This is a genomic window from Clostridium sp. HMP27 (genome assembly GCF_000765165.1).
Classification (GTDB): domain Bacteria; phylum Bacillota; class Clostridia; order Clostridiales; family Clostridiaceae; genus Clostridium_AK.
Genome location: NZ_JMFY01000035.1, coordinates 24236 through 48331, shown reverse-complemented (window position 1 = coordinate 48331; position 24096 = coordinate 24236). Strand labels below are relative to the sequence as shown.

Here is a 24096-nt window from a genome sequence, read left to right as displayed (position 1 = left end):
ATTCTATTGAAAAATGAATAGGAATACTAAAGCTTTCCGTGATACATAAAAGTTGCTGAACAATCAAAATTACAGGAAGTTATCAACATGCCAAGTAATAATATTAGTAAGAAAGCAGCAGCTCCATAACTTCTTCGTCATCCACATTGTAGGGAGCTGTACAAAGATAAACGACATTATTTCTTTGAAATAGGACGGTATTAGAGTTTTTTAAGCTATAATAAATAACACCATTAAGGTCATTATGTTGAAACTGTTGGCTATGCTCTAGTTGTGCCTGAGTAAATAAGTAGTTGAAGATTACTTTAGCTAGGCTAGTTGATTTCATTTCTGTACGATTTGTAAATATATCCAAATTTTGAAATTCTTCTGCATATAAAATGTTATTACCTAGAATAGAGTTATTTTCTCTGATAGCATTTATTGAACCTGGGACTGATATAAAATCTGAAAGATGTGCAACTGCTAAATTATTTGAGTGTGCTAATAGCTCTTTCTGTCGTGTTTGACTATCTGCCTTGCTGTTTTCTTGTAATCGATGAACAGATAGTGGAATAAGAATAAGTAATAAAAGTCCCATAATACAGATTAGGGGAATTAGACGTTTATTACTTTCGTGAGCAGTATTTGCTTGTTTTGATATAGCTATCAAAATAATAGATCCAATTATAATTACAATAATAGGAAGAATCAAATAACTAAGCATTGAACTGTAATGCGTTGCCTGCAACAAGATTGCTAGGAGGAGACTAATAAATAGCACCATATCATGGATTATATAGCGTTTGCAAATTTTTAAATTCGTCATGGGCCCTTTGGGTAGGGGTGCTGATAACAAAATTGCATTGATAAGATTATATAAGATTAAAAATACTACAAGCCCTGTTAGTACAATATAAATATCAGTTAGGAGTATGTTATACAATATTGCAGGAGTGAATATTGATTTAAAGAGTATTGTTAAAAGAAGTACTGCTAAAATAAGAGAGCCCATGAGACAGGTTTTCTGCGCTGAAACTGCAATATCATCTTCTAAATCTGGAATTTCTGCACTAGGATTGTCGGTGCAAAATATGTAGCATCCTCTACTTTTGCCTGCTGCATACCATCCATTTTCCATATATTTATTCAAGCGAAACTTTGGAAATTTTTTTAGATTCATGATAGAAGCCATAGGGTAAGGATCTACAATATAACGTAAATATTTATTATCTGTCCGCTCAAAACCAGCCAAGGTCCCTTTACACCAACGTAGCCGCCAACCATCCTCAAGCATTTTATTTAAGTAATGTTCCATACTATGATAGTCCTCTGGCCTAAAGGAAAACATTTTAATACAAGTTTGTTTCATAGTATCATCCTTTCTGATTAATTACCTCTTGAATACTTCTTGGGTTTGAACCAATGTATATCTTCATTTAAGATCTGAGGATATACGCTGATAGAAAAGTCGGGAGGCAGAATGCATTTCCACCACCCATAACTAGGTAAATATATTAAGTTTTATGGTTGAAGGCAAAGTTACATTTTTGCAGCTACTTGCTTGTTTTTTTAGATTGATACATAAAGTAGCCGATTACAAAACTTAACAAAATAGCACTAGGAAATTTAGCAACGCTGGGCAAAGGTGCCTTTTGCAAGATAACACAAAGAGCTAAAATTAAAGGTACAAATACTTTATTTTTCTTAAAGTACTGCGCAATAACGCCACCTAAGATTGCAGGCAGTGTATAGTCAAAGGCACTGATGATAAATGGTGGTAATACATTTAGAATTGCAACACCGGTAATGGCTGCTAATGTAACGAAAGCCAAGTTAACGAATACGGACATACCTATAGCAATAGTGCCAATTAGCTCGCCTCTTTTGGTACCAGCTTCGCATCCTGTAGCTACTTGAGCAGAAATCATAGCTGGCAGACGTACTGAAGGAATATTACCTGCCAAGTATCCAATGTAAATACCAGAAAGGCCCATTACAGGATAGAAACCTAAAGGCTCAACGAAATAAATAATCAGATAAGAGGACACAATTATTGCCCAACCTTGCCCGATTAAACTCCAAGATGGTCTAAAATCTAATGCCAACCAGAGGTATAATGCAGGTAAGAAAGTGAGCAGAGCAGCGATTAATGTAGTTATACGTCCACGTCTAATCATATTAACAGTATATTCTTCGTGGAACCTCTTATCAATATCAGAAGTATTTTGAATATTACTCATAGCATCAACCTCCCATCTGCACAACGAATTGTGCAATAAATATAGCAGCTAACATAGCAAGACCGAGGTTGTATTCTTTCAGTTTTGGTACCCTTTCCGAAATTTCAATTAAAATAGTCATTATAATAAAACCTGCGATTGCTGCAATAAATTTACCTGTACCACCAACCATTTGCCCTGCAAGGAACATGGAAACACAACCGATCATTACACAAAGACCAACGGCGTCAAACATATGGGCATCATGACGTTCTACGGCTATTTTAACTTTTTCCATTTTATGTGCAAACAAAAGGTTTACAATAAAGAAACCCCATGTATTCAGCGTGATAACCCAAACAGAACATGCAAAAGCGGTTATTCCATAATTCGGACCTCCTAGGTCTACACTCATTGCAGTTGCACCTGCAGTTGCACCCAACATTTCTGTTGTGATAGTACCTATAATAGAAAGACGTAGCCAAGCAAAAGGACCGCCCAAAATACTCATTAACGCAATCATTACAGTAAACATGGAGAGACCGGGGCCGATAGAACAAATTGCACCGGCACGCATTGCTTCTTTAGTATCTTGTTTTGTTAAACCTACAATAGGGCCTGCTTTGACAGCATCACGGATAAAGATATAAGCTTGGATACAAACCATAATAACTGTGGGAATCACCATTGCCCACATCATAGGAGTATTGGCGATATCAAGATAAGCCTTGTCTGTCATTGTGTCTGCCATTAACAAAAATGTATTCATAAATACACTCCTTTATTCAGTTTTGTCTGCCTTCAGAACTGCGTTTAACATTACACTAATGCCGTTTGTACACTGTTCAGGTGTAGAGTACTCCACTTCTGTATGTGACAAACCATCTTTGGATACAACGAAAATCATTGTGGTAGGAATCATATAAGATATATATTGTGCGTCATGCCCAGCACCAGAATTAATATGCATATGAGGAATATCAAGTTCCTCTACTGCTTCTTTTACATAATCAACTAGTTCTTTATCAAAGTATACGGTGTCACGGTTCCAACCTAAAACAACTTCACACTTGCAGCCCTGCCATTCTTTATCAGCAAGACCTAACAAGATATCACGTACTGCGTTTAATACATCAGCATTTTCGTGTCTTACATCTATGGAAAAATCGAAGAAATCAGGAATAACTGTATTTACACAAGGATGAATTACAACTTCTCCTGTTGTATAAACCAAATCTTCATGGCCTAATTTATCAATTTCTTTATGAAGATAACATAATGCTTCGGATGCAGCATGGAAAGCATCTCTTCTTTTTTTCATAGGGAAAGTACCAGCATGAGCAGCTTGTCCATAGAATTTTATCCTGTACAACATTTGACCTAATACGCAAGTTACAATACCAACGTCTTTTCCTGCATCTTCTAGGATAGGGCCCTGTTCAATATGAAGCTCAAACATAGCTTTATACTGGTCGGGGTTAATTCTATTAGCTTTATTACCTTTGTACTTAAAGGTTGATAATTTTTCACCAAAAGTTATCTCAGGGTTCAAAATAGATTTGGAAGCCATCATTTTATTGAATTCAAAGTTGTCTCTAAATCTTTCAGGCATGTAGTCGTGGCAAACGGTACCAGAGCTCATCATGCATGGAGGGAATTCAGAACCTTCTTCGTTTGTCCAGATCATAGCTGTTAACGGATGCTTATGAGGGATTTTCTGATTAACAACTGTTTCTAGAACTTCCATAGCGCCTATAACACCTAAAATACCGTCGTAGTTACCACCATTTTTAACGGAATCACAATGGGATCCCATTATGATTCTTTTTGTATTAGGATCTGAACCAGGGATTGTAGCATACATATTTGCCAAGTCATCTGTTTCAATGATTGCACCAATTGCTGTCATTCTTTTCACAAATTCATCTCTTGCCTGAATAGATTCAGGGGATAGAGAGTATCTTGTAATACCTCCATGACCTGCATCACCGAATTTGGCAAAGGTTTTAATCTTCTCTTCTACTTTGTTCACGTCACAATAAAACATATAAAATATCTCCTCCTCAATTTGTTGTATATATATTTATATAAGGAATTATTTAAAAATATGTTGAAGGTATGTATAAAGTTCAAATAATGTTAATTTTTCAAAAACCTTAAGTAAAGAAGGAGTATAAGTATTTAGGAAATCCAACTTTTATAGAATTATATGAAGTAATATGTTCAATATATACTTTGTTTACTACTTAAAAAAGTAAGTAAACGTTTATACTAATAATATGTATAGAAAATCCCATAAAGTATATAAAAAAGGTGAAGCAAATTTTAATTGACAACTACATGACTAAAATTAATAATTAATTTGGGGGTGTATACGTGATTCGTACTGCTGTTATAAAAGAAGATTTAAAATTATATGAAGATATTTCTATAAATGAATTAGAAGATGAAGAAATAAGTTGGTATTGGATTGATATAGAAAATCCTTCAGAGGATGAAGAAAAAGCTTTAGTGGATGTATTTGGCTTTCATAAGTTATCCATAGAGGATTCGTTACAAATTCACCATAGACCTAAGATGGATTACTATGATAACTATGCTTTCTTTATATTCAACGCATTAAATAATGAGACACTTTTGTCAGAAAATGTAGGAATATTTATATCAGAAAGATTTATTGTTAGCCTGCATAGGGAAAACTGCAACGAAATAGATGAGGCATGGAATAAGTTTGTATGTAGTAAAAATAGATGGAATAAGGGACCTGTTGACGTAGAATATTTAATATTAGATAAAATAGTTGATGAGTTTTTTCCTGCTATACAAGAAATTGAAGATAAATTAAGTATAATAGACAGTAATGAGGAAAAAAAATCTGCACATTGTCTTATAAATGAAATATTTTCAATTAGAAATGACCTATTAAAATTACGAAGACTTATAACTTCTATGAGAGATTTGCTATATAGAATGTTGAATTCAGAAAGACTGAGTTGGATAAGAGATCATAAGGTGTACTTTGGGGATATTTATGATCATTTGCTTAAGTTATCAGATATGATTGAAGAAAGTAGAGAAATTACTGCGGATATAAGAGATAATTATATATCTACTAACTCAAATAAAATGAATATAAATATGATGGTGCTTACAGTTATATCTACAATATTTATACCATTAACTTTCATTGTAGGTGTATATGGAATGAACTTTGAAAATATGCCTGAACTGAAATGGAGATATGGATATTTTATAGTATGGGGGATAATGATACTCATAGGCGTTTTTATGTTTTTATGGTTTAAACAAAAAGGATGGTTTGATATTGATAAGTAATTTAAAATTGACAATATATAATTGATAATACATAATCATAATGGGAAATCTAAGTAAAACCTATTTATTAAAATTGAAATTGCTAATTAAAGGTGGAGATATATATGTATAAACTAATTGCAACGTCTACTTTTGGACTTGAAAAGGTAGTAGCTGATGAATTAAAAGAATTAGGATATGATAATTTAACTATAGAAAATGGAAAAGTAACCTTTGAAGGGGACGAAATGGATATAGTGACCTGCAACATGTGGCTTAGAACTGCAGAGAGAGTTCTTATAAAAATGGCAGAATTTAAAGCGGAATCTTTTGAAGAGCTTTTTCAGGGAACTAAAGAAGTGGAGTGGGGAGACATAATACCTATAACAGGGTTTATGCATGTTACTGGTAAGTCGGTTAAATCTAAACTTTATAGTGTGCCTGACTGTCAATCTATTGTAAAAAAGGCTGTAGTTGAATCTATGAAAAGAAAATATAGAATGGACACATTTCCTGAAAGTGGAGCAGAGTATAAAATTGAAGTGGCAATACTTAAAGATATTGTTACATTAACTATAGATACATCAGGACCAGGATTACATAAAAGAGGATATAGAGAACTTGCAGGAGAAGCTCCTTTAAAGGAAACATTAGCAGCAGCATTAGTACTTTTAAGTAAATGGGAACCTTCAAGAGTGCTTGCAGATCCTCTTTGTGGTTCAGGAACTATAGCCATCGAAGCTGCAATGATTGGAAGAAATATAGCACCAGGACTTAATAGAAGCTTTGTATCAGAACAATGGGATATAATAGATCAGGGCTTATGGGATGATATAAGAAAGCATGCTAAAAATTCAATTAATAATAAGGAATTCAGAATACTTGCTTCTGATATAAATGGAAGATTATTGGCTACTGCAAGAGCAAATGCTATAAAAGCAGGAGTTGAGGAAAATATATTCTTTCAAAAGATGGATGTAAGAGATTTTAGTAGTAAGAAAAGATATGGCTTTATAGTAACAAATCCTCCTTACGGCGAGAGAATTGGGGAAGAGAAAGAAGTTGAAGAGCTATACAAGGTTATGGGAAAGGTTTTTACAGATTTAAATGATTGGTCATATTTTGTACTTACCTCTCACCCTAAATTTCAAGAGTTATTTGGTGAAAAATCAAATAAAAATAGAAAGCTTTATAATGGAAGAATTCAATGCTATTATTATCAGTACTTAGGAGCAGAGCCTGAGAAAAAAAGATAACTTTTGAAGATAAGCAATTATATTAATACTAATTTTATAAATATATAAGTTATAATCGTAAAAAAAGGTAGTATAAAACATAATGTTTTTATACTACCTTTTAATAATATAATTGTAAGATTTTTATCAACAATAGGTCAATATATTCTACAAGCTTGTAACAGTATTGTCACAAAAATGTAACATTCTTATAATAAATTTAATTTATTTGTCAAGGTATACAAAGAAATGACGGAAAAAGCTTATAGAGCTAAATGGAAAAAATGGTTATAATTAGGATATCGGGAGTGATGATATGCATTCTTTATTTGGGCACTTAGAATGCAAAGAGCTAGTAGTGCACCCTACCGACTGAGAAATCAGGCGGTTTTTTGCGTATTTAAAATAATGTTAAAAGCTTTAAACTGCTACAAGAGAGGGGCCAATAAATGATCCATGAAAAACGAATAGAACAAGTTAAAAGTGCTGGTAATTCTTTTTCGATAGACAGAAAAAAGCTATGGACAAGTTATGGAAGTAAATTTGTAAATAAATTAAACAAAATATTTTCTTTAAATTATATTAAAAGTATTGGATTAAGAAGTGAAATAGATACTATTAGATATATTATGGACTTGTATTTAATGGTTGAAGAATTTAAATGTAATGATAGTTTGAAAAATATAATTGAAGTTTTTGTTGATTATACAAGAATGATAACTAGGAGTAGCTTAAGTTTTTTCTGGTTAAAAAGTAATATCGAAGAAGATATCTTTATGGTAAATACAGAAAAACATAATTTGAAATTAAACCTAGAGATTAAAAGTAAAATGGAAAGTTTATATGCCAATCTAAAGGATATGGAAATTTTATTTGAAGTGAAAATTTGTAATGAAACTTATTTAATTTCTGTAGTTAAATCAGTATCTAAAATTTATGGAATTCTAGGAATTAAAAAAGATAGTTTTGTAAATAACTCTAGTGCTTATGAAAAGCAATTGAAATTTTTATCCGAATTAAGTACTAGAACTTTTGAAAGACTTAGAATAGAGAGAAGTTTAAATCACATAATGATTACAGAAGAACAAAATCGAATTGCAAATGAACTACATGATACTGTATCTCAGGAACTATTTAGTATGGTATGTGGTGTTCATAATGTAATCAATAATTTAGATAATATGACTGAAGAAGAAGTAAAGGAAAACTTAGAATTTGTTAAAAGTACAGCCAGATATTCCTTGGGCGAACTTAGAAATGCAATATATAAGTTAAGCTCAAAAAAGAAAAAGGAACAAAGCTTTCGGCTAGAAATTGGAGAGTATTTAAATTGTTTATCAAATTTAAATTGTGTAAAGACAAATCTTAAGATTAAAGGTGATGAGTATACTATACCATGTTATTTGAAGCAAGCTTTATATAGAATAGTATGTGAAGCATCAGGAAATGCAATTCGACATGGTAAATGTACTATCTTAAATATTGATTTAATAATTGAAAATGATTTAATTAAAGTTTCTATTATAGATAACGGCATAGGATTTAATTACATTAAGCTTGATACAGAAAAAAGCTTAGGGCTTGGAATTTACAATATGCAAAGTCTAACAAAAGGATTAAATGGTAAATTCCAAATAAATAGTAAATGGGATAAAGGGACGGCTATTAATATAATTATACCTAAGTTATATATTATATCTAATGATGAGGAGGAAGTTCTATTATGAAAGTAGTTGTTATAGATGACCACCCATTAGTAATAAAAGGTTTAAACACAATTTTAGCACTAGAGAAAGAAATAGAGGTAGTGGGTGAGGCATTTGATGTAAAAAATGGAGTAGAAATTATCAAAAGTACTAGGCCAGATATAGCTCTCATTGATTTAAGACTCGGAATAAGCTCAGGACTGGATATAATATCTAGGTTGGAGAGAGAAAAATGTAACTGTAAATTCGTAATTCTAACTACTTCAGCTAGTGAAGAGGATTTTAAGAATTGTAAAGAAGCAAATGTAGATGGCTATATTTTAAAAAATGCTCTTCCAGAAGAAATATGTTATGCAATAAAAATCATATACAAAGGTAGAAAGTATTATGACCCTGGAATACTTGAAAACATTATGAGTGCAGAAAATGAAATTGCTATAGATTGCCTAACCTTAAGAGAAAGGGATGTGCTTATATCTTTAGGAAAAGGACTTAGCAATAAAGAAATTGCTAAAAAACTTTATATAACAGAATACACTGTGAAAAAACATGTAAGCCAGGTTTTAAATAAGCTGGAGTTATCAGATAGAACCCAAGCAGCAATTTATGCAGTAAGCAGTGGAATAATAAAAAATTGAAATATGTCCGCCTATATTGGCGTTTTTTTCATAAGTGTAATTAAAATTTTTATATGATTTGCAAGTACTAAAAAATTTATGGCGAGGAGGGAGCTTTTGAGAATAAATAGTATAAGTACATTAAATATATATAATAACTTAAAAAAAATTACTATGCTAAAAGAAAATTCAATTCAAAAGATATCCTCGGGACTAGGAATAAACAAAGCGTCAGATGATACAGCAGGACTTGTCATGGCTAGTAAAATGAAGGCACAAATTAGAGGACTTCAACAAGCTATGCGAAATATTCAAGAGGGCATGTCCATGCTTCAAGTTATGGATGGTGCATTAAATGAATTAACAAGCTACCTTCAAAGGATGAGAGAACTTGCTATTCAAGCTTCTAATGGAACCTTATGTGATGACGATAGAAAAAAGATAGTTTTAGAAGTAGAACAAATTAAAAATGGAATAAATGATATAGCAAATAATACTGAGTTTAACACCATAAAGCTACTAAATAAGTCTAGAGACAGTGATATAGTGGCTATAAATATAAATAAATCGAATCCAGATATACTAATGACTAAGGCAGATTTTGATTATTCTAACACCTTAGTATTTGATGGAGCAGTAGATGCAGAAGGAAAGTTTCAGTTTAAAACCAAGGATGGTTATCCAGCAACAGCAGCAGATAATAATCAAATATTGGTGTATGGGGATGGGAGTACATCTATGCCTTTAGTCAGTATTGATGGAGCGGCTTTTGGACTAAGAGTTTTAGATATTGCTAATACCATAAGGGAAGGGGATACATATAAAACCGTATATAATGTTTCATTTAAGAAAGTTGAGATTACTCAATGCGTAAGAATTATTAAGGATAAATATGAAGTAAAGTATACAATTAAAAACAATGATTCAAAAGTTCATAATATAGGTTTGCAGTTTCATGTGGATACTCAACTTGGGAATGATGATGCGGCTCCTTTCATAGTAAATGGTGCTATATTGGAAAACGAAACTAAGTATACATGGGATATTCCAAATAGCTTTGTAGTATACAATCAAAATACTGGTTCTGGAGCTAATGCGGAGTTTCAAGCTACGGGTATTTTAAAAACCACAGGAGATTTTGCCATTATTGAAGAACCTTCTATGTTTGTAGTAGGAAATTATAGTAATACATGCAACTGGGATTACGCTCCGTCAAACTCATCTACAAAGATAACAGACAGTGGATATTCTGTTATGTGGAATTCAAGATCAGTATCTTCAGGAAGTTCCTTTGAAGTAAATACTTTTTTTGGTATGTCTGTTCCACCTACTTTAGAGTTTCCTGAGGATCCAGTGGAACCTCCACCTATAGAAAATTGTGGGACTTATAGTTTAAAAATTCAAGTTGGAGCAAATTTAAATGAGTTTTATATTATTAGATTATTTAATTCAACTATCGAAGGATTGAAACTTGATAAAGTAAATTTAAGTGCTATAGAAAGTGCAAAGGAATCCATTGATAAGATTCAGTATGTTTTAAATAACGTCTCTTCCAAAAAAGGAGAAATTGGAGCACATGAAAATGCCTTAAAGTATTTATGTAATAATCAAGAAAATTATCAGTGTAATTTAACTCTTTCTTATTCCAAAATACAAGATGCAGATATAGCGAGAGAAATTATGATCTTTACAAAGTATAGCATATTGGGAAAAGTAAATTTAGCTTTATCTAAGCAAGCTAAGGTTAATCCAGAATCAGCTTTAAAGTTATTAGTTCATATGAGCAATTAAGACCTGCCAAGGTCTTTTTATTTTGCACTTTTATTCTAAATGATAGTAACTATAAACTTTAGTTTAGTATCAAAGGAGGTATATATTATTACACTTAAGTATACCAAGAATTACACTAATGGCGGATGTAATTAAGGTGTTAAAATTGTTAAAATATTACTGTAGACGAGAGGGGGAGACACAAAAGGAGGTGTAAGGAAATGAAAAAGAAAAAAGTAATTATTACTTCGTTTGCTGTGGCTTTCTCAATGTCTGTGGGGACAGCCTGGGCTGCTAATAATTCAGGGGTTGCATTATCAAGTTGGTATAATAAAAAATTTAATGAATCTATAGAGCAATTAAATAAAAATGTAGTAGAACCAGAAGAAGAAAAGATAACAAATGATTTAAGTAACTTTACAGATAAACTTATAAAAAAATCAACGAGACGTATAAAAGAAGTTAAAGAAGATACAATCTTAAACTCTAGATCAAGTATATTACTTTACAATGATGATTATATTACTCAAATTAATTCCGCAGAAAACAAGATTAATAAACAAATGCCTAAGGATTTTAATAAATTTATAAGAGAAAAAAATTTACTAATTGATAAAGCAATAGATGATGAGACAAAAGACTACTTAACTGAGTTAAATAATGAACTTGATGAAGTTGTTGTTAATACAAGTAAAGTTATTGAAAGTTCGTCAAAAGACAATCAAGAACAGTTAAAAGATGCCATTGAAGATTCAAAAAAGGAAATACATGATGAAATAAAATTAAATGAACAAAATGCAGAAAATAAAGTTAAAGAAAACTTAGATAAAAAGATAGAAGAAGTGAGAAAAGATATAGAAAAAAACAGCCAAGAATATGCAGATGAAAAAATTAAATCCATTGAAGAAAAGTCAAACGAGCTTGAAAAAGAAGCTCAACAAGAAATGTTAAATATTATTTTAAATATAAGAAATAATTAAGAATTTAGGGAGGAACTTAAAATGATATCAAAAGAATTAAAGAACAAAGTAATAGCTGGAGTTGTATTTGCAAGTATATTAGGAGGAGCAGGAACAGTATTTGCTGACACAAATGCGGGAGGACAGTTACAATCATGGTACAATAAGCAATTTTCAACATCTTCAGCCCAAGTATGGAAAGATTTATCTATTTATGGAAACGGTAAAATTGGAGAATTGACCAGCTGGTTCAATGGTACTAAAAATACTTCAGTAACAAATGTTACTGATACAGGAACTAATGAAATCGCAAGAGCAAATAGAGAAATTGGTGCAGAATTAGATTTGCATATAAATGATATAAATAACAAAGTTAATCAGATAAAATCAAGTGCTCCAGGGCAATATGATACTACAGTAAGTCGATATAATAATACGATTAATGGATATGCAGATTCAGCACAGGCATATGCAAATGGAGATATAAAGAAAGCACTTGATAATCAAGGAACAAGTTCCTTCAATAAGGTTAATGAAGATGTAACTGCTACTAAAGATAATGCAATTAATGCTTTAACACAGAAAATTGTCGATGCAAAGAAGGAACTTAGTGACTTAATAAAAGCTGAAGAAACTGCTGCAACTAATGAAGTAAAAGCACATCTTGATGATCAAATTTCTGAGAAAAAACTTCAAATAAAAACAGATACTGATACTTTAGAAGCTGCTAAAAAGAAAGCAATTACAGATGAGGGAGCAAAAATTGAAGGAGAAGCAAAAACTGCATTAGATGCCTTAGCAGAAGGAATATTTGACGAAACTGCAAAATAATTTAACCATAAGTTATTTTCTATAATCCAAAACCCTCTCTTAGGGTTTTGGATTATAAAACATTAAGGGTGGTATGAGGATGAATAAGAGAGAGAAAAGATTACAAAAGGAAAAAAATCAAAGAAAGAAAAGAAGAGAGCAAAAGGCAGAAATGTTTAGAAAGAAGGTAGCTTTAGGAGCAGCAGCTCTTGGTGCAGCTTTTGTGATAAATTCTTCAGTTTCTTTTGCAGATGCAGATATAAATGGACTTCTTACAAGTTGGTACAATAAAAAGGCTGAAATTGCTCAAAAGGCCATATCAACTGCATTAGCAAGTGATTTAGAAGTTGAAAAGGATCATTTAAGGACAGGACTTCAAGATAAAATGGATGCTTCCTCAAGGGAGCTAGACAAGTATACCGAAAAGGAGATAAAAAATCGACAAAAAGAAATTGAAGAGCATGTTAACAAACTTATTAAGAACACTAATTTTTCAAATGAAGAGGATAAAAAGCAGGTAAGAGAAAAATTAATGATTATTTTGTCAGATGCCAAAGATGCAATGGATGAATTAAGAGAAGATTATGAAGCTCCAAGACTACAGTATGTTCCAGATGTAGTTGTAAAACCAGTGCCAAATCCTAAGCCAATAGAAAATCCAGTACCAACTATGCCAGAACAGCCAAAGGTGGATGAAAATAAAGATGAAAATAACAAGGAACAAGGTTCTGAAGATAACATAGATAACACTAAAACAGAGGGAGACAAGGTTGAAGACCCAAAACCTTCAGGAGACGATTCTTCTGTAAGTGAAGATAATAAGGAAAACTCTGATAACAAAGAGGTTAAAGAAGATAAAGATAGTAAAGAGAATAAGGATAATAAAGAAGATAACAAGGATAAAGATATAAAGGATAAAAAAGACAGCAAAGAAGCTAAAAATGACAAAGATAGTGAAATAGGTAATGTAAAAGAAGAAAAACCTAAGGATACTGATCAAGATAAGAGTAAAGAGTATAAAGAAGATAAATCAAACAATGGTAATAAAGATAACAAAGAACCTATGAATTCAAATTTCAATGAAAATCATAATGGTGGCAGTGAAGAGAAGACTAATGGTAATGACAAATAGGAGGATAAGCCATGGAAGTAACTAAAGCTGATAAAAAGGTATCAGAGAAAAGTTCTATTAAGGAATGGACTAAGTTTATTTTAAAACTTTTGATAGTTTATATTATAGTTAACAATTCTATAGGACTTACTAAGGTATCAGGAGTTTCTATGAGTCCTACATTAAGAGATGGAAGTCTTTTGCTAGTAAATAAGTTGTCAACACACATTAGTAAGCCAAAGCATGGTGATGTGATTGTTATTAATCTTCAAGACAAAGGATACAGCATTATAAAGAGAGTAATAGGTCTTCCTGGTGATACAGTAGTAATTAAAGATGGAGTTGTTTATGTAAACAACAGTCCTCTTCCAGAAATATATACCGATGGAAAATCAGATGATATGAAGGAAGTAAATGTAGAGGAAAATAAGATATTCTTTTTAGGAGATAACCGTACTCCAGGGGAAAGCTTAGATAGTAGAGATGAAGATATGGGAACATTGCCAATGTCCAGCATAGATGGTTATGCAGTAGTTTCTATATTACCAGCTTATAAAATTATGAAACCCTTAAAATTTTAGTATATATGAATTTTAAGAAACACCTCGTTTCAATAATTGGAATAGGGGTGTTTTTAGCAAGCAATAATTAAAGAAACATCCCAATTCATTGAATTGAGATGTTTTAATTTATAAATTATTATTTATAGGAAGTCATACTTAGAAAATTTTATTGTACATCATACCAACCTTTTGAGTTCATTGTCTTAAATAATGTTTCAGCATGACCTTGCTCTTCTTGCTGAATATGTTGAAGCTGTTGTCTTATATTAGTATCAACAGATTCTAATACAGCAGTATTGTATGAACTTGAAACATGCTTTTCAGTATATAATGCATCATTTAAAAGTTGTGCATCTGTAAATCCGAGATTTGATTGTACATTTGATGAATCTCCTTGAGGTTTAGTAAAGCTTTTAAATATATTTTGATTATTTACTCCGTTTTGAGATAATATTTGTTCAAGTGTAGTTGCATGTTGATGTTCTTTATTTGCTAAGTCTTGAAATACCTGTTTGATTTGTGGATCTGATGCCATAGAAGCATATTGTTCATATTTTCTTATACATAAGTACTCCGCATTTAAATTATCCTCTATTAAAGTTTTTTCCTTATTAGTAAGTGCCATTTTTAAAAACCCCTTTCAATTTATATTAATTTCAAAATTATTGTGCCCTTTTAAAAGAAATATATTATATAAAATTTGGGGCTTAAAGAAATAACTATGCAAAGTATTAATATTTATAATAAAAAAATGCTTCAATATTTGAGGTTATGGTGATCTGACCAGGAAGTATAGGGGTTGTAGCAGCGAGGACTTTGAAGTCTGCAACTTCCTGAACATTTTCAGTAGAACTTTGCTCGATAATTTTATATGGAGTTTTAAACATGTTCACTTTTAATGTGTTTTCCACTTGTCTTGCCTTATTTATAGCATTTATTATAGCAAGACTTAATGCTTTATTATAATATGGCGATGGATTTTCTACAGTAAATTTAATGTTGTCTACTCGATTAGCTCCCTTAGAGACTGCAGCATCTATAATTTGTCCTACCTTAGACAAATCTTTAATTGTAACTGATAAGATATTAGTAACTTTATATCCTCTAAATACTTGTTTTCCTTCTATATAATCATATTGGGGTTCAATATTGTAAGTAAGTGTACTAATGTCCTCTTTAGAAACGCCAAACTTAAGTAATTCGTTTATAATAGAAGTAACTTTGATAGCATTTTCTCTTTGTGCTTTTTCTAAATTCGTATCTTCTGTTACAACTCCTAAATTTACAATAGCTATATTAGGTTCTACTTTTATAGTTGAAGTTCCGTTGATTTTTAATGCACCTTTTTTAAAACTTTGTGCATTTGTAGAATAAAGGTCATAATTCATCATAAAACATATATCCTTTCTTTTAATATTATCTATGTTAGTATATTCAACAGTAACAGATTTTTTAACCTTCAATAATATAATATTAAGGGCTTATGTTTTGGCCTAATAATAAAGAAGGTGAAAGGATGGATAAGTTAAATCCTGAAAATTTAATTACTGAATTTGATGATGGAGTTATTAAGAATCAATCAATACTAGGAAGGCATTACACCTATACCCACTTAGATTCTGAAGAACAAATGCTTTTAAATGTAGGACTTACTTATGCTTATGATAAGATTACATCCGCAAGGGAGGAAATTCTTGTAAGATGGAGGAGGGTAGAGGGAAAGCTTCAGTTATATGCATATGTTTATGTAGATGGAAGATTTAATCCCAAAACTCCAGATGAGAGAAATGAATTTTTTACACGGGAACTTCCATTAGCCCTTCAAGCAATAATACATGGGGACAAGGAATTTTTTCAAGCTCATAATGAATTGTATGATGCACCAGTTTATATACATTTTGACTCTATAATTGAAAACGTTAATCGTATAGAATACTGGGGGATTGTTAAAGACTATAATCAGATTTATGAAGAACAGCTCTAAAGTTTTAGAGCTGTTTTCTGTGATAACTTTTAAAATTAAATAGGTAAAGTGATAAAAATATAAATTTATTTTACTAACTCAGCATAAATTTTAACATAAGAATTAAATTGGGGGTAACATTGTGGAGAAAATTAAAGTAGGTATTGTAGGTTATGGAAATATAGGAAAAGGTGTTGAATTTGCAATTGGAAAAAATTCTGATATGGAGCTTGAAGTGATATTTACGAGAAGGGATTCAAAAAGTATAGTACCTGGAAGTTCTAATACAAAGGTAGCTAGTATAAATGATGTTCAACATTACATAGATAAAATAGATGTGATGATTTTGTGTGGAGGTTCTGCAAAAGATCTTCCAAAACAGACCCCTAGATTTGCAGAAAATTTTAATACAGTAGATAGTTTTGATACCCATGCTAAAGTTTCAGAGTACTTTGATGAAGTGAATAAAAAGGCAATAGAAAATAACCACATAAGTATAGTATCAGTAGGATGGGATCCAGGACTATTTTCAATGAATAGGCTTTTAGCTGAATCGATACTTCCTAATGGACAATTTTATACATTTTGGGGACCTGGAGTAAGTCAAGGACATTCTAATGTTATTCGTAGTATAAAAGGGGTAAAGTATGGAATTGAGTATACTATTCCAACAAAAAATGCGTTAGAGAGGATACGCTTAGGAAGCGATATTGAACTTACAGATAGAGAAATGCATTTAAGACAGTGTTATGTAGTTGCAGAAGACGGAGAAGATTTATCTAGAATTGAGAGAGAAATTAAAGGTATACCAAATTATTTTTTAGACTATGATACAAGTGTTTATTTTATAGATGAAGAGGAATTTAAGAAAAATCATTCTAAAATGCCGCACGGAGGCTTTGTAATTCATAGAGGAAAGACAGGAAAGGATAGTACGAATCATACAATTGAATTTTCGTTGAAGCTTGAAAGTAATCCGGAATTTACAGCAAACGTGCTTGTAGCTTATGCAAGAGCAGCTGTTCGTATGAACAGAGAAGGATTAAAAGGGGCAAAAACGGTATTTGATGTGCCATTATCTTATTTATCATCAAAGGACTCTAAGGACATTAGAGAAGAGCTATTGTAAATTGAAAATAAATAACCTTCCTATTACAGATGACATTGATTTAAATTTCTATAAAAACTTAAAATAACTCTTTTTAATAGATGATTTTAAACTTATCAATAAAATTATCTTAAATATGTAATAGAAAGGTTCATTTATATCTATGTTTACTGTAAATAAGTATAAGTAAACAAGTAAGCTGAGACTTTAACAATTGTTATTATTTAAAATTACTATTTTAATATATCAATAATTTCATCGCCACTTTGTATTTTAATAGCTTCCTCTTCTAGTTCAATCATTCTTTTATTTAAAATTGGATGCATCATATAGGGAGCTATGTCGCTAAGAGGCTTTAGTACAAAAAGTCTCTCATGCATTCTAGGATGAGGTATGATTATCTCCTCTAAGGAGGTGATTATATCATCATAGAGGAGTACATCTAAATCAATAGTTCTAGGACCCCATCGTACAATTCTTTCCCTTCTTAGTTCTTTTTCAATTTTTAATAAAAACTCAATAAGTTCTTTTGGAGTGAGTAGAGTTTTTATCTCCACAGCACAATTTAGAAAATCATCCTGCTCTGTATATCCTACGGGTTTAGTAGTGTAAAAATTAGAGAGCTTTATTACCCGTGTAGTTTCAATATTCATGAATTCTATAGCTTCTTCAAGGTTTTGCTTCTTATTTCCAATGTTAGATCCTAAGCCAATAAAAGCATTATGCCAGGATCTTTCTATTTCCACTGCAGCATAGTCTAGAGGCTTTCCTATAGGTGCCCAAGGTTTTTTTAGAAGTATCTTTACTTTTTCAACAGGTTCATAATTTAACAATATATATTGAGCTAGCTGTTCAATACATGTTTCAATCAAGTCATATTTTGTTTTTGTAAATTCCTTCTCAACATTATGACATAGCTCTGCATAATTAACAGTTTTTGAAAGATCATCGCTTTTGCCAGCTTCTCTTAAATTAAGCCATAAATCTATAGATATTAAAAATCTCTGGCCCATATTTTTTTCTTCTATATTAACGCCGTGGTAGGCATAAACTTCAAGGTCTTTTATATACATTTTATCCATAAAATCATCTCCAATGCTAAAAAGTGAAACAACTAAAAGTGATGTTACTATCAAATATTTAAATTCTGACTATAGCATCTGTCATCATAATGGCACGTTTGTTTTCTAAAACATCATGTACTCTTACAAAATCACAGCCCTTCATGATACCAATAACGGTAGTTGCTACAGTTCCTTCAACTCTGTCTTTAGGTGGTAAATCTAATGTATTTCCTATCATTGATTTTCTTGAAGTAGCTAAAAGTACAGGAAAGCCAAGAGTAGTTAACTTCTCTAAATTATTCATCACAGCTAAATTTTGCTCATAGGTTTTAGCAAAGCCTATACCTGGGTCAATAATTATATTATGCGGCTTTACTCCAGCATCTAAAGCTATATCTATAGATTCCTGTAAGTCAGATAATACATCCGTCATCAAATCACTATAATTTTTATTATCCCTATTATGCATAAGGCAGCAGGGTACTTGAAGCTTTGCTGCAACCTTTGCCATAAGCGGGTCTTTCTTAAAGCCCCATACATCATTGATTAAGTCAGCACCTTCTTTAACTGCAGCCTCTGCAACCTTTGCCTTATATGTATCTATAGAAATTGGTATGTCAAAGTTTAGTTTTAATGCCTTTATTACTGGTAGTACTCTTTCAATTTCTTCTTCTTCAGATACAATAATATGACCAGGCCTTGTGGATTCCCCTCCAATATCAATGATATCAGCTCCTAGTGAAACCATCTCTTCTGCATGTTTCAATGCTCTATCAATGCTGTTAAAGCTTCCGCCATCAGAAAAAGAATCTGGTGTTACATTTAGTATCCCCATTATGTAGGTTTTTCTGCCAAGCTCAAACTCCTTGTTACCTATATTAATTACTCTACTCATAAATTAATTAAACTCCTTTCTAGATGAATACAATTTAAACAAAAAATTCCACATCAGTATTTAATATTATGATTTTTCTTTTCTTCTGACCAGTTACATTCCAAAGTTGCCTTACAGTTAAAACATGCCCTTGATAGCTTATCACTGCGACAAATTAAATAACTTAAGCTTTTTTCATCTGTAGAAATCTTTCTATGCATTAGTATAGCAGAAAGGATTTCTTTAATTTCATTTTGATTAAAGCCGCATACGCTAAGTATATCAGAGGCAAGTTCTGCGCTGGCTTTGTCATGGGGTATGCCTTTCTCATACTGCATCCATCTGCCGATGTCATGAAGAAGGGCGGTAGCATAAATTATATCTTTATTTATATTAAGACTTTTTTCTAAATTAATTATATGCGCTATTCTTGCCACATCAAGAAAGTGCTGTAAATCATGATGACAAAATTCTCTAGTCTGTTCTTTTTCTTCATTCTTAGCCAAGTAAATTTTGTAATTTTCATTTTGAAGTATAGCATTTATCTTGTCTGTCACATTAATTTCCCCCATCCTCAGGTTATTTAAGTTATTGTATATAAGTTTTTATATTTTAATTATTATAACATATATATTATGCTAATTTAAGTTGGGGAAAAGAGTAGTACATGTTAAAATATAATCATTAAGTCATACTAGAGGTTATCAAAAGATGGGGGTTATAAAATGAAATATAATGAAGTGATGAGCTATTATGAAAAGTTGAGTTACAACAAAATAAACTTAGGACTTGAAAGAATCTCTAAATTACTTAACGAATTAGGTAGCCCAGACAAGGGACAAAAATATATCCATATTGCTGGTACAAATGGCAAGGGCTCAATTGCAAATTATACATATAATGTATTAGTGGATGCAGGATACAAAGTAGGTATATATACATCGCCCTATTTACTCAAAATGAATGAAGCAATAAAAGCAGGTAGTGAATTTATAAGTGATGATGATTTTGCTCGCATAACTTCTCATGTAAAAAGCGTTATTGAATCAAGTGCTAGTTTGAATAAAGAAGGGTTAACTTGTTTTGAAATATTAACTACTGTTGCTTTTTTATACTTTTATGAAAGAAAGTGCGATTTTGTTATACTTGAAGTTGGATTAGGTGGTAGACTTGATGCAACAAATGTAATTGAGAAACCATTAGTTTCAGTGATTAGTAAAATTGGTTATGATCATGTTAATATTCTAGGAAATGAAATAGAAGATATAGCAAAAGAAAAGGCAGGAATAATAAAAGATAATAGCCTAGTGGTTTTATCACCACAAGATTTTCAGGCAGTTCCTGTTTTAATAAAGTCTTATTGTGACAAACATGATGCTAGCTTAAATTGCGTAAATAAGGAAGAAATATTTGTTCATGATAGTCAAAATAAACTGGAACAAATGTTTGATTATAAAAATATAAAAAATCTTAGAATAAAGCTTTTAGGTAAACATCAGGTAGATAATGCTGCAACTGCTATTGAGGTGGTTCTTGCTTTGAAAAAGTATGGATTTAATATAGATAATAGTAACTTAGTTAATGGACTTATTAACACAAGATGGCAGTGCAGACTTGAGTTAGTTAGTGCAAAACCAAAAATCTTTATAGATGGCGCTCACAATGTTGATGGAATCAATACTGTTGCTGAATTTTTCAAGACGAGTTTTAAAGGACAAAAGATTAAGTTTATATTTGGTGTTTTAAAGGATAAGAACTATAAGGAAATGCTAGATAAGATTGCATCTATATCGGAAAGTATACTTACAGTAAGTCCTAAAAACGAAAGGGCCTTGGATGCACAAACGTTATCTGAAGCTATTAAAGAGTATAATATTAAAACCAGGGCATGCAGTAGTGTAGAAGAAGCTATAGATCTAGTTTTATCAGAGTCTGTAGATAGCTCCATAATTTGTATATGTGGATCATTATATTATGTTGGTGAGGCAAGAAATTTAATCATGCAAGGTGATTTTAATATAAAGTAAAAAGGACTAATATGTTTAAAGTTAAACAAAAACAGCTCTAGAGATATAGAGCTATTTTGTTTTTTTGAGCTAATTCTTTTAATATCTTTATCATTGTGATATTATGAAAACCATAAAGTTAGGAATTAAGAAAAGGTGGTTAATATATGAATAAGATAGTTGTCTTAGCTGAAAAGCCTTCCGTAGGAAGAGATTTAGCTAGAGTTTTAAATTGCAATAAAAAAGGAAATGGATATATAGAAGGAGCAAAATATATAGTTACTTGGGCATTAGGGCATTTAGTTACTTTAGCTGATCCTGAAGCTTATGATGATAAATATAAGTCATGGAAAATTGAGGACTTACCAATGCTCCCTAAATACTTAAAGCTTGTAGTTATAAAGCAAACAGGTAAACAATTCAATATTGTTAAAGAACAGCTAAATAGAAAAGACGTGAGTGAAATTGTTATAGCTACAGATGCAGGGCGTGAAGGAGAATTGGTTGCTAGATGGATAATTGAAAAAGCTCATGTAAAAAAGCCTATAAAAAGGTTATGGATTTCTTCAGTTACAGATAAGGCAATCAAGGAAGGCTTCAATAAGTTAAGAGATGGTAGAGAATATGAAAGCTTATATGCTGCAGCAGAAGCACGTTCAGAAGCAGATTGGGTTGTAGGAATTAATGCCACTCGTGCGCTTACTTGTAAATATAATGCTCAGCTTTCTTGTGGAAGAGTTCAAACTCCAACCTTGGCTATGATTGGAAAAAGAGAAGAGGAAATTAGAAACTTTAAGCCTAAAACTTATTACAGCATAAATGCACAAGCAGGTACTTTAAAGCTTACGTGGCAGGATGGTAAAACCCATGATACAAAGACGTTTAATAAGGATTTTTCTGATAAGATTCTGCTATCTATCAAAGGAAAAGATGCAGAAATTATAGAAGTAAATAAGCGATTGAAAAAGAGCTTTGCCCCAGGACTTTATGATTTAACTGAACTTCAAAGGGATGCAAATAAAATATTTGGATACTCAGCAAAGGAAACATTATCTATTATGCAAAGGCTTTATGAAAATTATAAAGTACTTACTTATCCAAGAACGGATTCTAGATATATATCAGCAGATATAGTGGATACTTTAAAGGAAAGAGTTAAGGCATGTGGAGTAGGACCCTATTCAAAAGCAGCTTTAAATATACTTAAAAGTCCGATAAAAGCCAATAAATCTTTTGTAGATGATAGTAAGGTTTCAGATCATCATGCCATAATACCTACAGAAGAAAGAGCTACTTTATCTTTATTAAATGATAGTGAAAGAAAAATATATGATTTGGTTGTAAAAAGGTTTTTAAGTGTACTTTATCCTCCTTTTGAGTATGAAGAAACTTCAATAAAAGCTAAAATTGGAGAAGAAACTTTTACTGCAAAAGGTAAAATAGTTATTTTTCAGGGATGGAAAGAGATTTATGAAAATAACTTTTCAGGAAATGATGGTGAAGAAGATTCCTCAGAACAAATATTACCTAACTTAAGTAAGGGAGATGTTTTAAAAGTAATTAAAGCATCTCAAAATCAAGGGGAAACTAAGCCGCCAGCACCATTTAATGAAGGAAACCTATTATCTGCTATGGAAAATCCAGTAAAGTATATGAATACCAATGATAAGGAAATAGCCAAAACTCTTGGAGAAACTGGAGGACTTGGGACTGTAGCTACAAGAGCTGATATTATTGAAAAGTTATTTAATACATTTTTAATTGAAAAAAGAGGTAAGGATATATTTATAACTTCTAAGGGAAGACAGTTGCTAAATTTAGTCCCTGAGGAGTTAAAATCGCCTGAACTTACTGGACAGTGGGAGCAAAAGCTTAATTACATATCAAAAGGAAAGTTAAATAAAAATACATTCATAAATGAAATGAGAAGTTATGCTGATAAGGTTGTTGGTGAAATAAAAAACAGCGAAGAAAAATTTAGGCACGATAATGTTACAGGAAATAAATGCCCACAGTGTGGAAAGCCAATGCTAGAGGTTAATACTAAAAAGGGCAAAATGCTTGTTTGCCAAGATAGGGAATGTGGATATAGAAAAGGTGTTGCAAGAGTTACTAATGCAAGATGTCCAGAGTGTAAGAAAAAGCTTGAACTTCGTGGTGAAGGAGAAGGTCAAATATATGTATGTATAGGTGCTAATTGTAGCTTTAGAGAAAAAGCAAGTCAATTTAAAAAGAGATTTGATAAAGATGGTAAAGCAGATAAAAGAGAAGTAAATAATTATATGAAAAAATTAAAGAAAGAAGCAGATGAGCCAATTAACTCAGCATTAGCAGAGGCGCTTGCAAAGTTTAAGCTAGAGTAAATTAATATTAAAAAATAAATAAATTGGATAAATAGATTAAAGTATAACTTATTCTCATAATATACCTGTATTTATATAAGGATAAAAAAGCTTAAAATTACACAACATATTTATGTACTACTTTTTAAAAGAGGTGGATAGATATGAAGGGTAAAGTTATTACAGGAATGCTTTTAGGAGCAGCAGTTACAATGATGATGGTTCCAGAAATGGATAGAGGAACAAGGAAGAGACTTAAGAGAGCACAAAGAACAATGAGACATTCAGCAATGGATGCATATGACAGTATGATGAACTATATGCGATAAGAAATGGAGTGACTGTAAAAGTCACTCTATTTTTTTATAATGTTTCCTAAAATTTAATAATATTTAACAAAATTTAAATGTTTAGATAAAAAATATGTTATAATATATAGAGAATTTGTAAAA

The 24096-nt window shown here is 31.4% G+C and carries 23 protein-coding genes and 1 riboswitch; of the genes, 14 read left to right on the top strand and 9 right to left on the bottom strand.

The genetic code is table 11. From position 1 onward, the window contains the following. Nucleotides 1-103: 103 nt before the first annotated feature. From DP68_RS15465 to DP68_RS15450, 4 genes are all read right to left on the bottom strand, one after another. A complete protein-coding gene (locus tag DP68_RS15465) occupies nucleotides 104-1297 on the bottom strand; it encodes a DUF2812 domain-containing protein (protein ID WP_291549685.1) in 1194 nt (397 codons plus the stop codon). Between the two features lie 238 nt (nucleotides 1298-1535). Further along, nucleotides 1536-2222, bottom strand: coding sequence for a hypothetical protein (locus DP68_RS15460; RefSeq protein WP_052085844.1), 687 nt, complete (start codon nucleotides 2220-2222; stop codon nucleotides 1536-1538). A 4-nt stretch (nucleotides 2223-2226) separates the two neighbouring features. Beyond that, nucleotides 2227-2970, bottom strand: coding sequence for a DUF5058 family protein (locus tag DP68_RS15455; RefSeq protein ID WP_035311116.1), 744 nt, complete (start codon nucleotides 2968-2970; stop codon nucleotides 2227-2229). A gap of 12 nt (nucleotides 2971-2982) precedes the next feature. Then, on the bottom strand, nucleotides 2983-4248 hold the full coding sequence (locus DP68_RS15450; RefSeq protein WP_035311115.1) for a Zn-dependent hydrolase: 1266 nt from the start codon (nucleotides 4246-4248) through the stop codon (nucleotides 2983-2985). A 329-nt stretch (nucleotides 4249-4577) separates the two neighbouring features. On the opposite strand from DP68_RS15450, the gene corA reads away from it, so the two are divergent. The 9 genes from corA to lepB all read left to right on the top strand — a co-directional run bounded on the left by corA (nucleotide 4578) and on the right by lepB (nucleotide 14305). Next, on the top strand, nucleotides 4578-5537 hold the full coding sequence (corA, locus tag DP68_RS15445) for a magnesium/cobalt transporter CorA (RefSeq protein WP_035311113.1): 960 nt from the start codon (nucleotides 4578-4580) through the stop codon (nucleotides 5535-5537). 104 nt (nucleotides 5538-5641) lie between these two features. After that, entirely contained in the window at nucleotides 5642-6772 is a 1131-nt protein-coding gene (locus tag DP68_RS15440) for a class I SAM-dependent RNA methyltransferase (protein ID WP_035311112.1), read from the top strand. Nucleotides 6773-7046: 274 nt separating this feature from the next. After that, nucleotides 7047-7130, top strand: a riboswitch (cyclic di-GMP riboswitch). A 70-nt stretch (nucleotides 7131-7200) separates the two neighbouring features. After that, entirely contained in the window at nucleotides 7201-8478 is a 1278-nt protein-coding gene (locus tag DP68_RS15435) for a histidine kinase (protein ID WP_035311110.1), read from the top strand. Then, entirely contained in the window at nucleotides 8475-9095 is a 621-nt protein-coding gene (locus DP68_RS15430; RefSeq protein ID WP_035311107.1) for a response regulator transcription factor, read from the top strand. The genes DP68_RS15435 and DP68_RS15430 overlap by 4 nt, the downstream gene beginning before the upstream one ends. A gap of 96 nt (nucleotides 9096-9191) precedes the next feature. After that, complete coding sequence (locus DP68_RS19045; RefSeq protein WP_052085843.1) at nucleotides 9192-10865, top strand: flagellin; 1674 nt, start codon at nucleotides 9192-9194, stop codon at nucleotides 10863-10865. Between the two features lie 200 nt (nucleotides 10866-11065). After that, nucleotides 11066-11824 (top strand): hypothetical protein, encoded by a 759-nt coding sequence (locus DP68_RS15420; RefSeq protein WP_035311105.1) that lies wholly within the window; start codon nucleotides 11066-11068, stop codon nucleotides 11822-11824. Between the two features lie 21 nt (nucleotides 11825-11845). Beyond that, nucleotides 11846-12634 carry a hypothetical protein gene (locus tag DP68_RS15415; protein WP_035311104.1) on the top strand — a complete coding sequence of 263 codons (789 nt, stop codon included), beginning with the start codon at nucleotides 11846-11848 and terminating at the stop codon, nucleotides 12632-12634. A 79-nt stretch (nucleotides 12635-12713) separates the two neighbouring features. Then, entirely contained in the window at nucleotides 12714-13745 is a 1032-nt protein-coding gene (locus tag DP68_RS19040; RefSeq protein ID WP_052085842.1) for a hypothetical protein, read from the top strand. 11 nt (nucleotides 13746-13756) lie between these two features. Then, nucleotides 13757-14305 carry a signal peptidase I gene (gene lepB / locus DP68_RS15405; RefSeq protein ID WP_035311100.1) on the top strand — a complete coding sequence of 183 codons (549 nt, stop codon included), beginning with the start codon at nucleotides 13757-13759 and terminating at the stop codon, nucleotides 14303-14305. A gap of 148 nt (nucleotides 14306-14453) precedes the next feature. Here lepB and DP68_RS15400 read toward each other — a convergent pair whose 3' ends face one another. Both DP68_RS15400 and DP68_RS15395 read right to left on the bottom strand, forming a co-directional pair. Further along, nucleotides 14454-14912 carry a ferritin-like domain-containing protein gene (locus DP68_RS15400; RefSeq protein WP_035311098.1) on the bottom strand — a complete coding sequence of 153 codons (459 nt, stop codon included), beginning with the start codon at nucleotides 14910-14912 and terminating at the stop codon, nucleotides 14454-14456. A 106-nt stretch (nucleotides 14913-15018) separates the two neighbouring features. Further along, the gene (locus tag DP68_RS15395; protein ID WP_035311097.1) at nucleotides 15019-15678 is read right to left on the bottom strand and encodes an SIMPL domain-containing protein; all 660 of its coding nucleotides are present in this window, start codon (nucleotides 15676-15678) and stop codon (nucleotides 15019-15021) included. Nucleotides 15679-15803: 125 nt separating this feature from the next. Here DP68_RS15395 and DP68_RS15390 point away from each other — a divergent pair, with 125 nt between their 5' ends. Further along, nucleotides 15804-16271: a staygreen family protein gene (locus DP68_RS15390; protein ID WP_035311095.1), complete on the top strand. Its 468-nt coding sequence runs from the start codon at nucleotides 15804-15806 to the stop codon at nucleotides 16269-16271. Between the two features lie 118 nt (nucleotides 16272-16389). Next, a complete protein-coding gene (locus DP68_RS15385; protein WP_363330963.1) occupies nucleotides 16390-17379 on the top strand; it encodes a diaminopimelate dehydrogenase in 990 nt (329 codons plus the stop codon). Between the two features lie 212 nt (nucleotides 17380-17591). Here the strand turns inward: DP68_RS15385 and folK are convergent, their stop codons facing one another. The 3 genes from folK to DP68_RS15370 all read right to left on the bottom strand — a co-directional run bounded on the left by folK (nucleotide 17592) and on the right by DP68_RS15370 (nucleotide 19859). Beyond that, on the bottom strand, nucleotides 17592-18440 hold the full coding sequence (folK, locus tag DP68_RS15380; RefSeq protein ID WP_035311092.1) for a 2-amino-4-hydroxy-6-hydroxymethyldihydropteridine diphosphokinase: 849 nt from the start codon (nucleotides 18438-18440) through the stop codon (nucleotides 17592-17594). A 58-nt stretch (nucleotides 18441-18498) separates the two neighbouring features. After that, nucleotides 18499-19305 (bottom strand): dihydropteroate synthase, encoded by an 807-nt coding sequence (folP, locus tag DP68_RS15375; protein WP_035311157.1) that lies wholly within the window; start codon nucleotides 19303-19305, stop codon nucleotides 18499-18501. A gap of 65 nt (nucleotides 19306-19370) precedes the next feature. Next, complete coding sequence (locus tag DP68_RS15370) at nucleotides 19371-19859, bottom strand: HD domain-containing protein (RefSeq protein ID WP_291549713.1); 489 nt, start codon at nucleotides 19857-19859, stop codon at nucleotides 19371-19373. A gap of 162 nt (nucleotides 19860-20021) precedes the next feature. Between DP68_RS15370 and DP68_RS15365 the strand changes: the two genes are divergently transcribed. The 3 genes from DP68_RS15365 (at nucleotide 20022) to DP68_RS19755 (ending at nucleotide 23973) form a co-directional block, all read left to right on the top strand. Further along, nucleotides 20022-21323: a folylpolyglutamate synthase/dihydrofolate synthase family protein gene (locus DP68_RS15365; protein ID WP_035311087.1), complete on the top strand. Its 1302-nt coding sequence runs from the start codon at nucleotides 20022-20024 to the stop codon at nucleotides 21321-21323. A gap of 146 nt (nucleotides 21324-21469) precedes the next feature. After that, on the top strand, nucleotides 21470-23665 hold the full coding sequence (locus DP68_RS15360; RefSeq protein ID WP_035311086.1) for a DNA topoisomerase III: 2196 nt from the start codon (nucleotides 21470-21472) through the stop codon (nucleotides 23663-23665). Nucleotides 23666-23808: 143 nt separating this feature from the next. Continuing rightward, on the top strand, nucleotides 23809-23973 hold the full coding sequence (locus tag DP68_RS19755; protein WP_186431236.1) for a YtxH domain-containing protein: 165 nt from the start codon (nucleotides 23809-23811) through the stop codon (nucleotides 23971-23973). Nucleotides 23974-24096 lie beyond the last annotated feature (123 nt).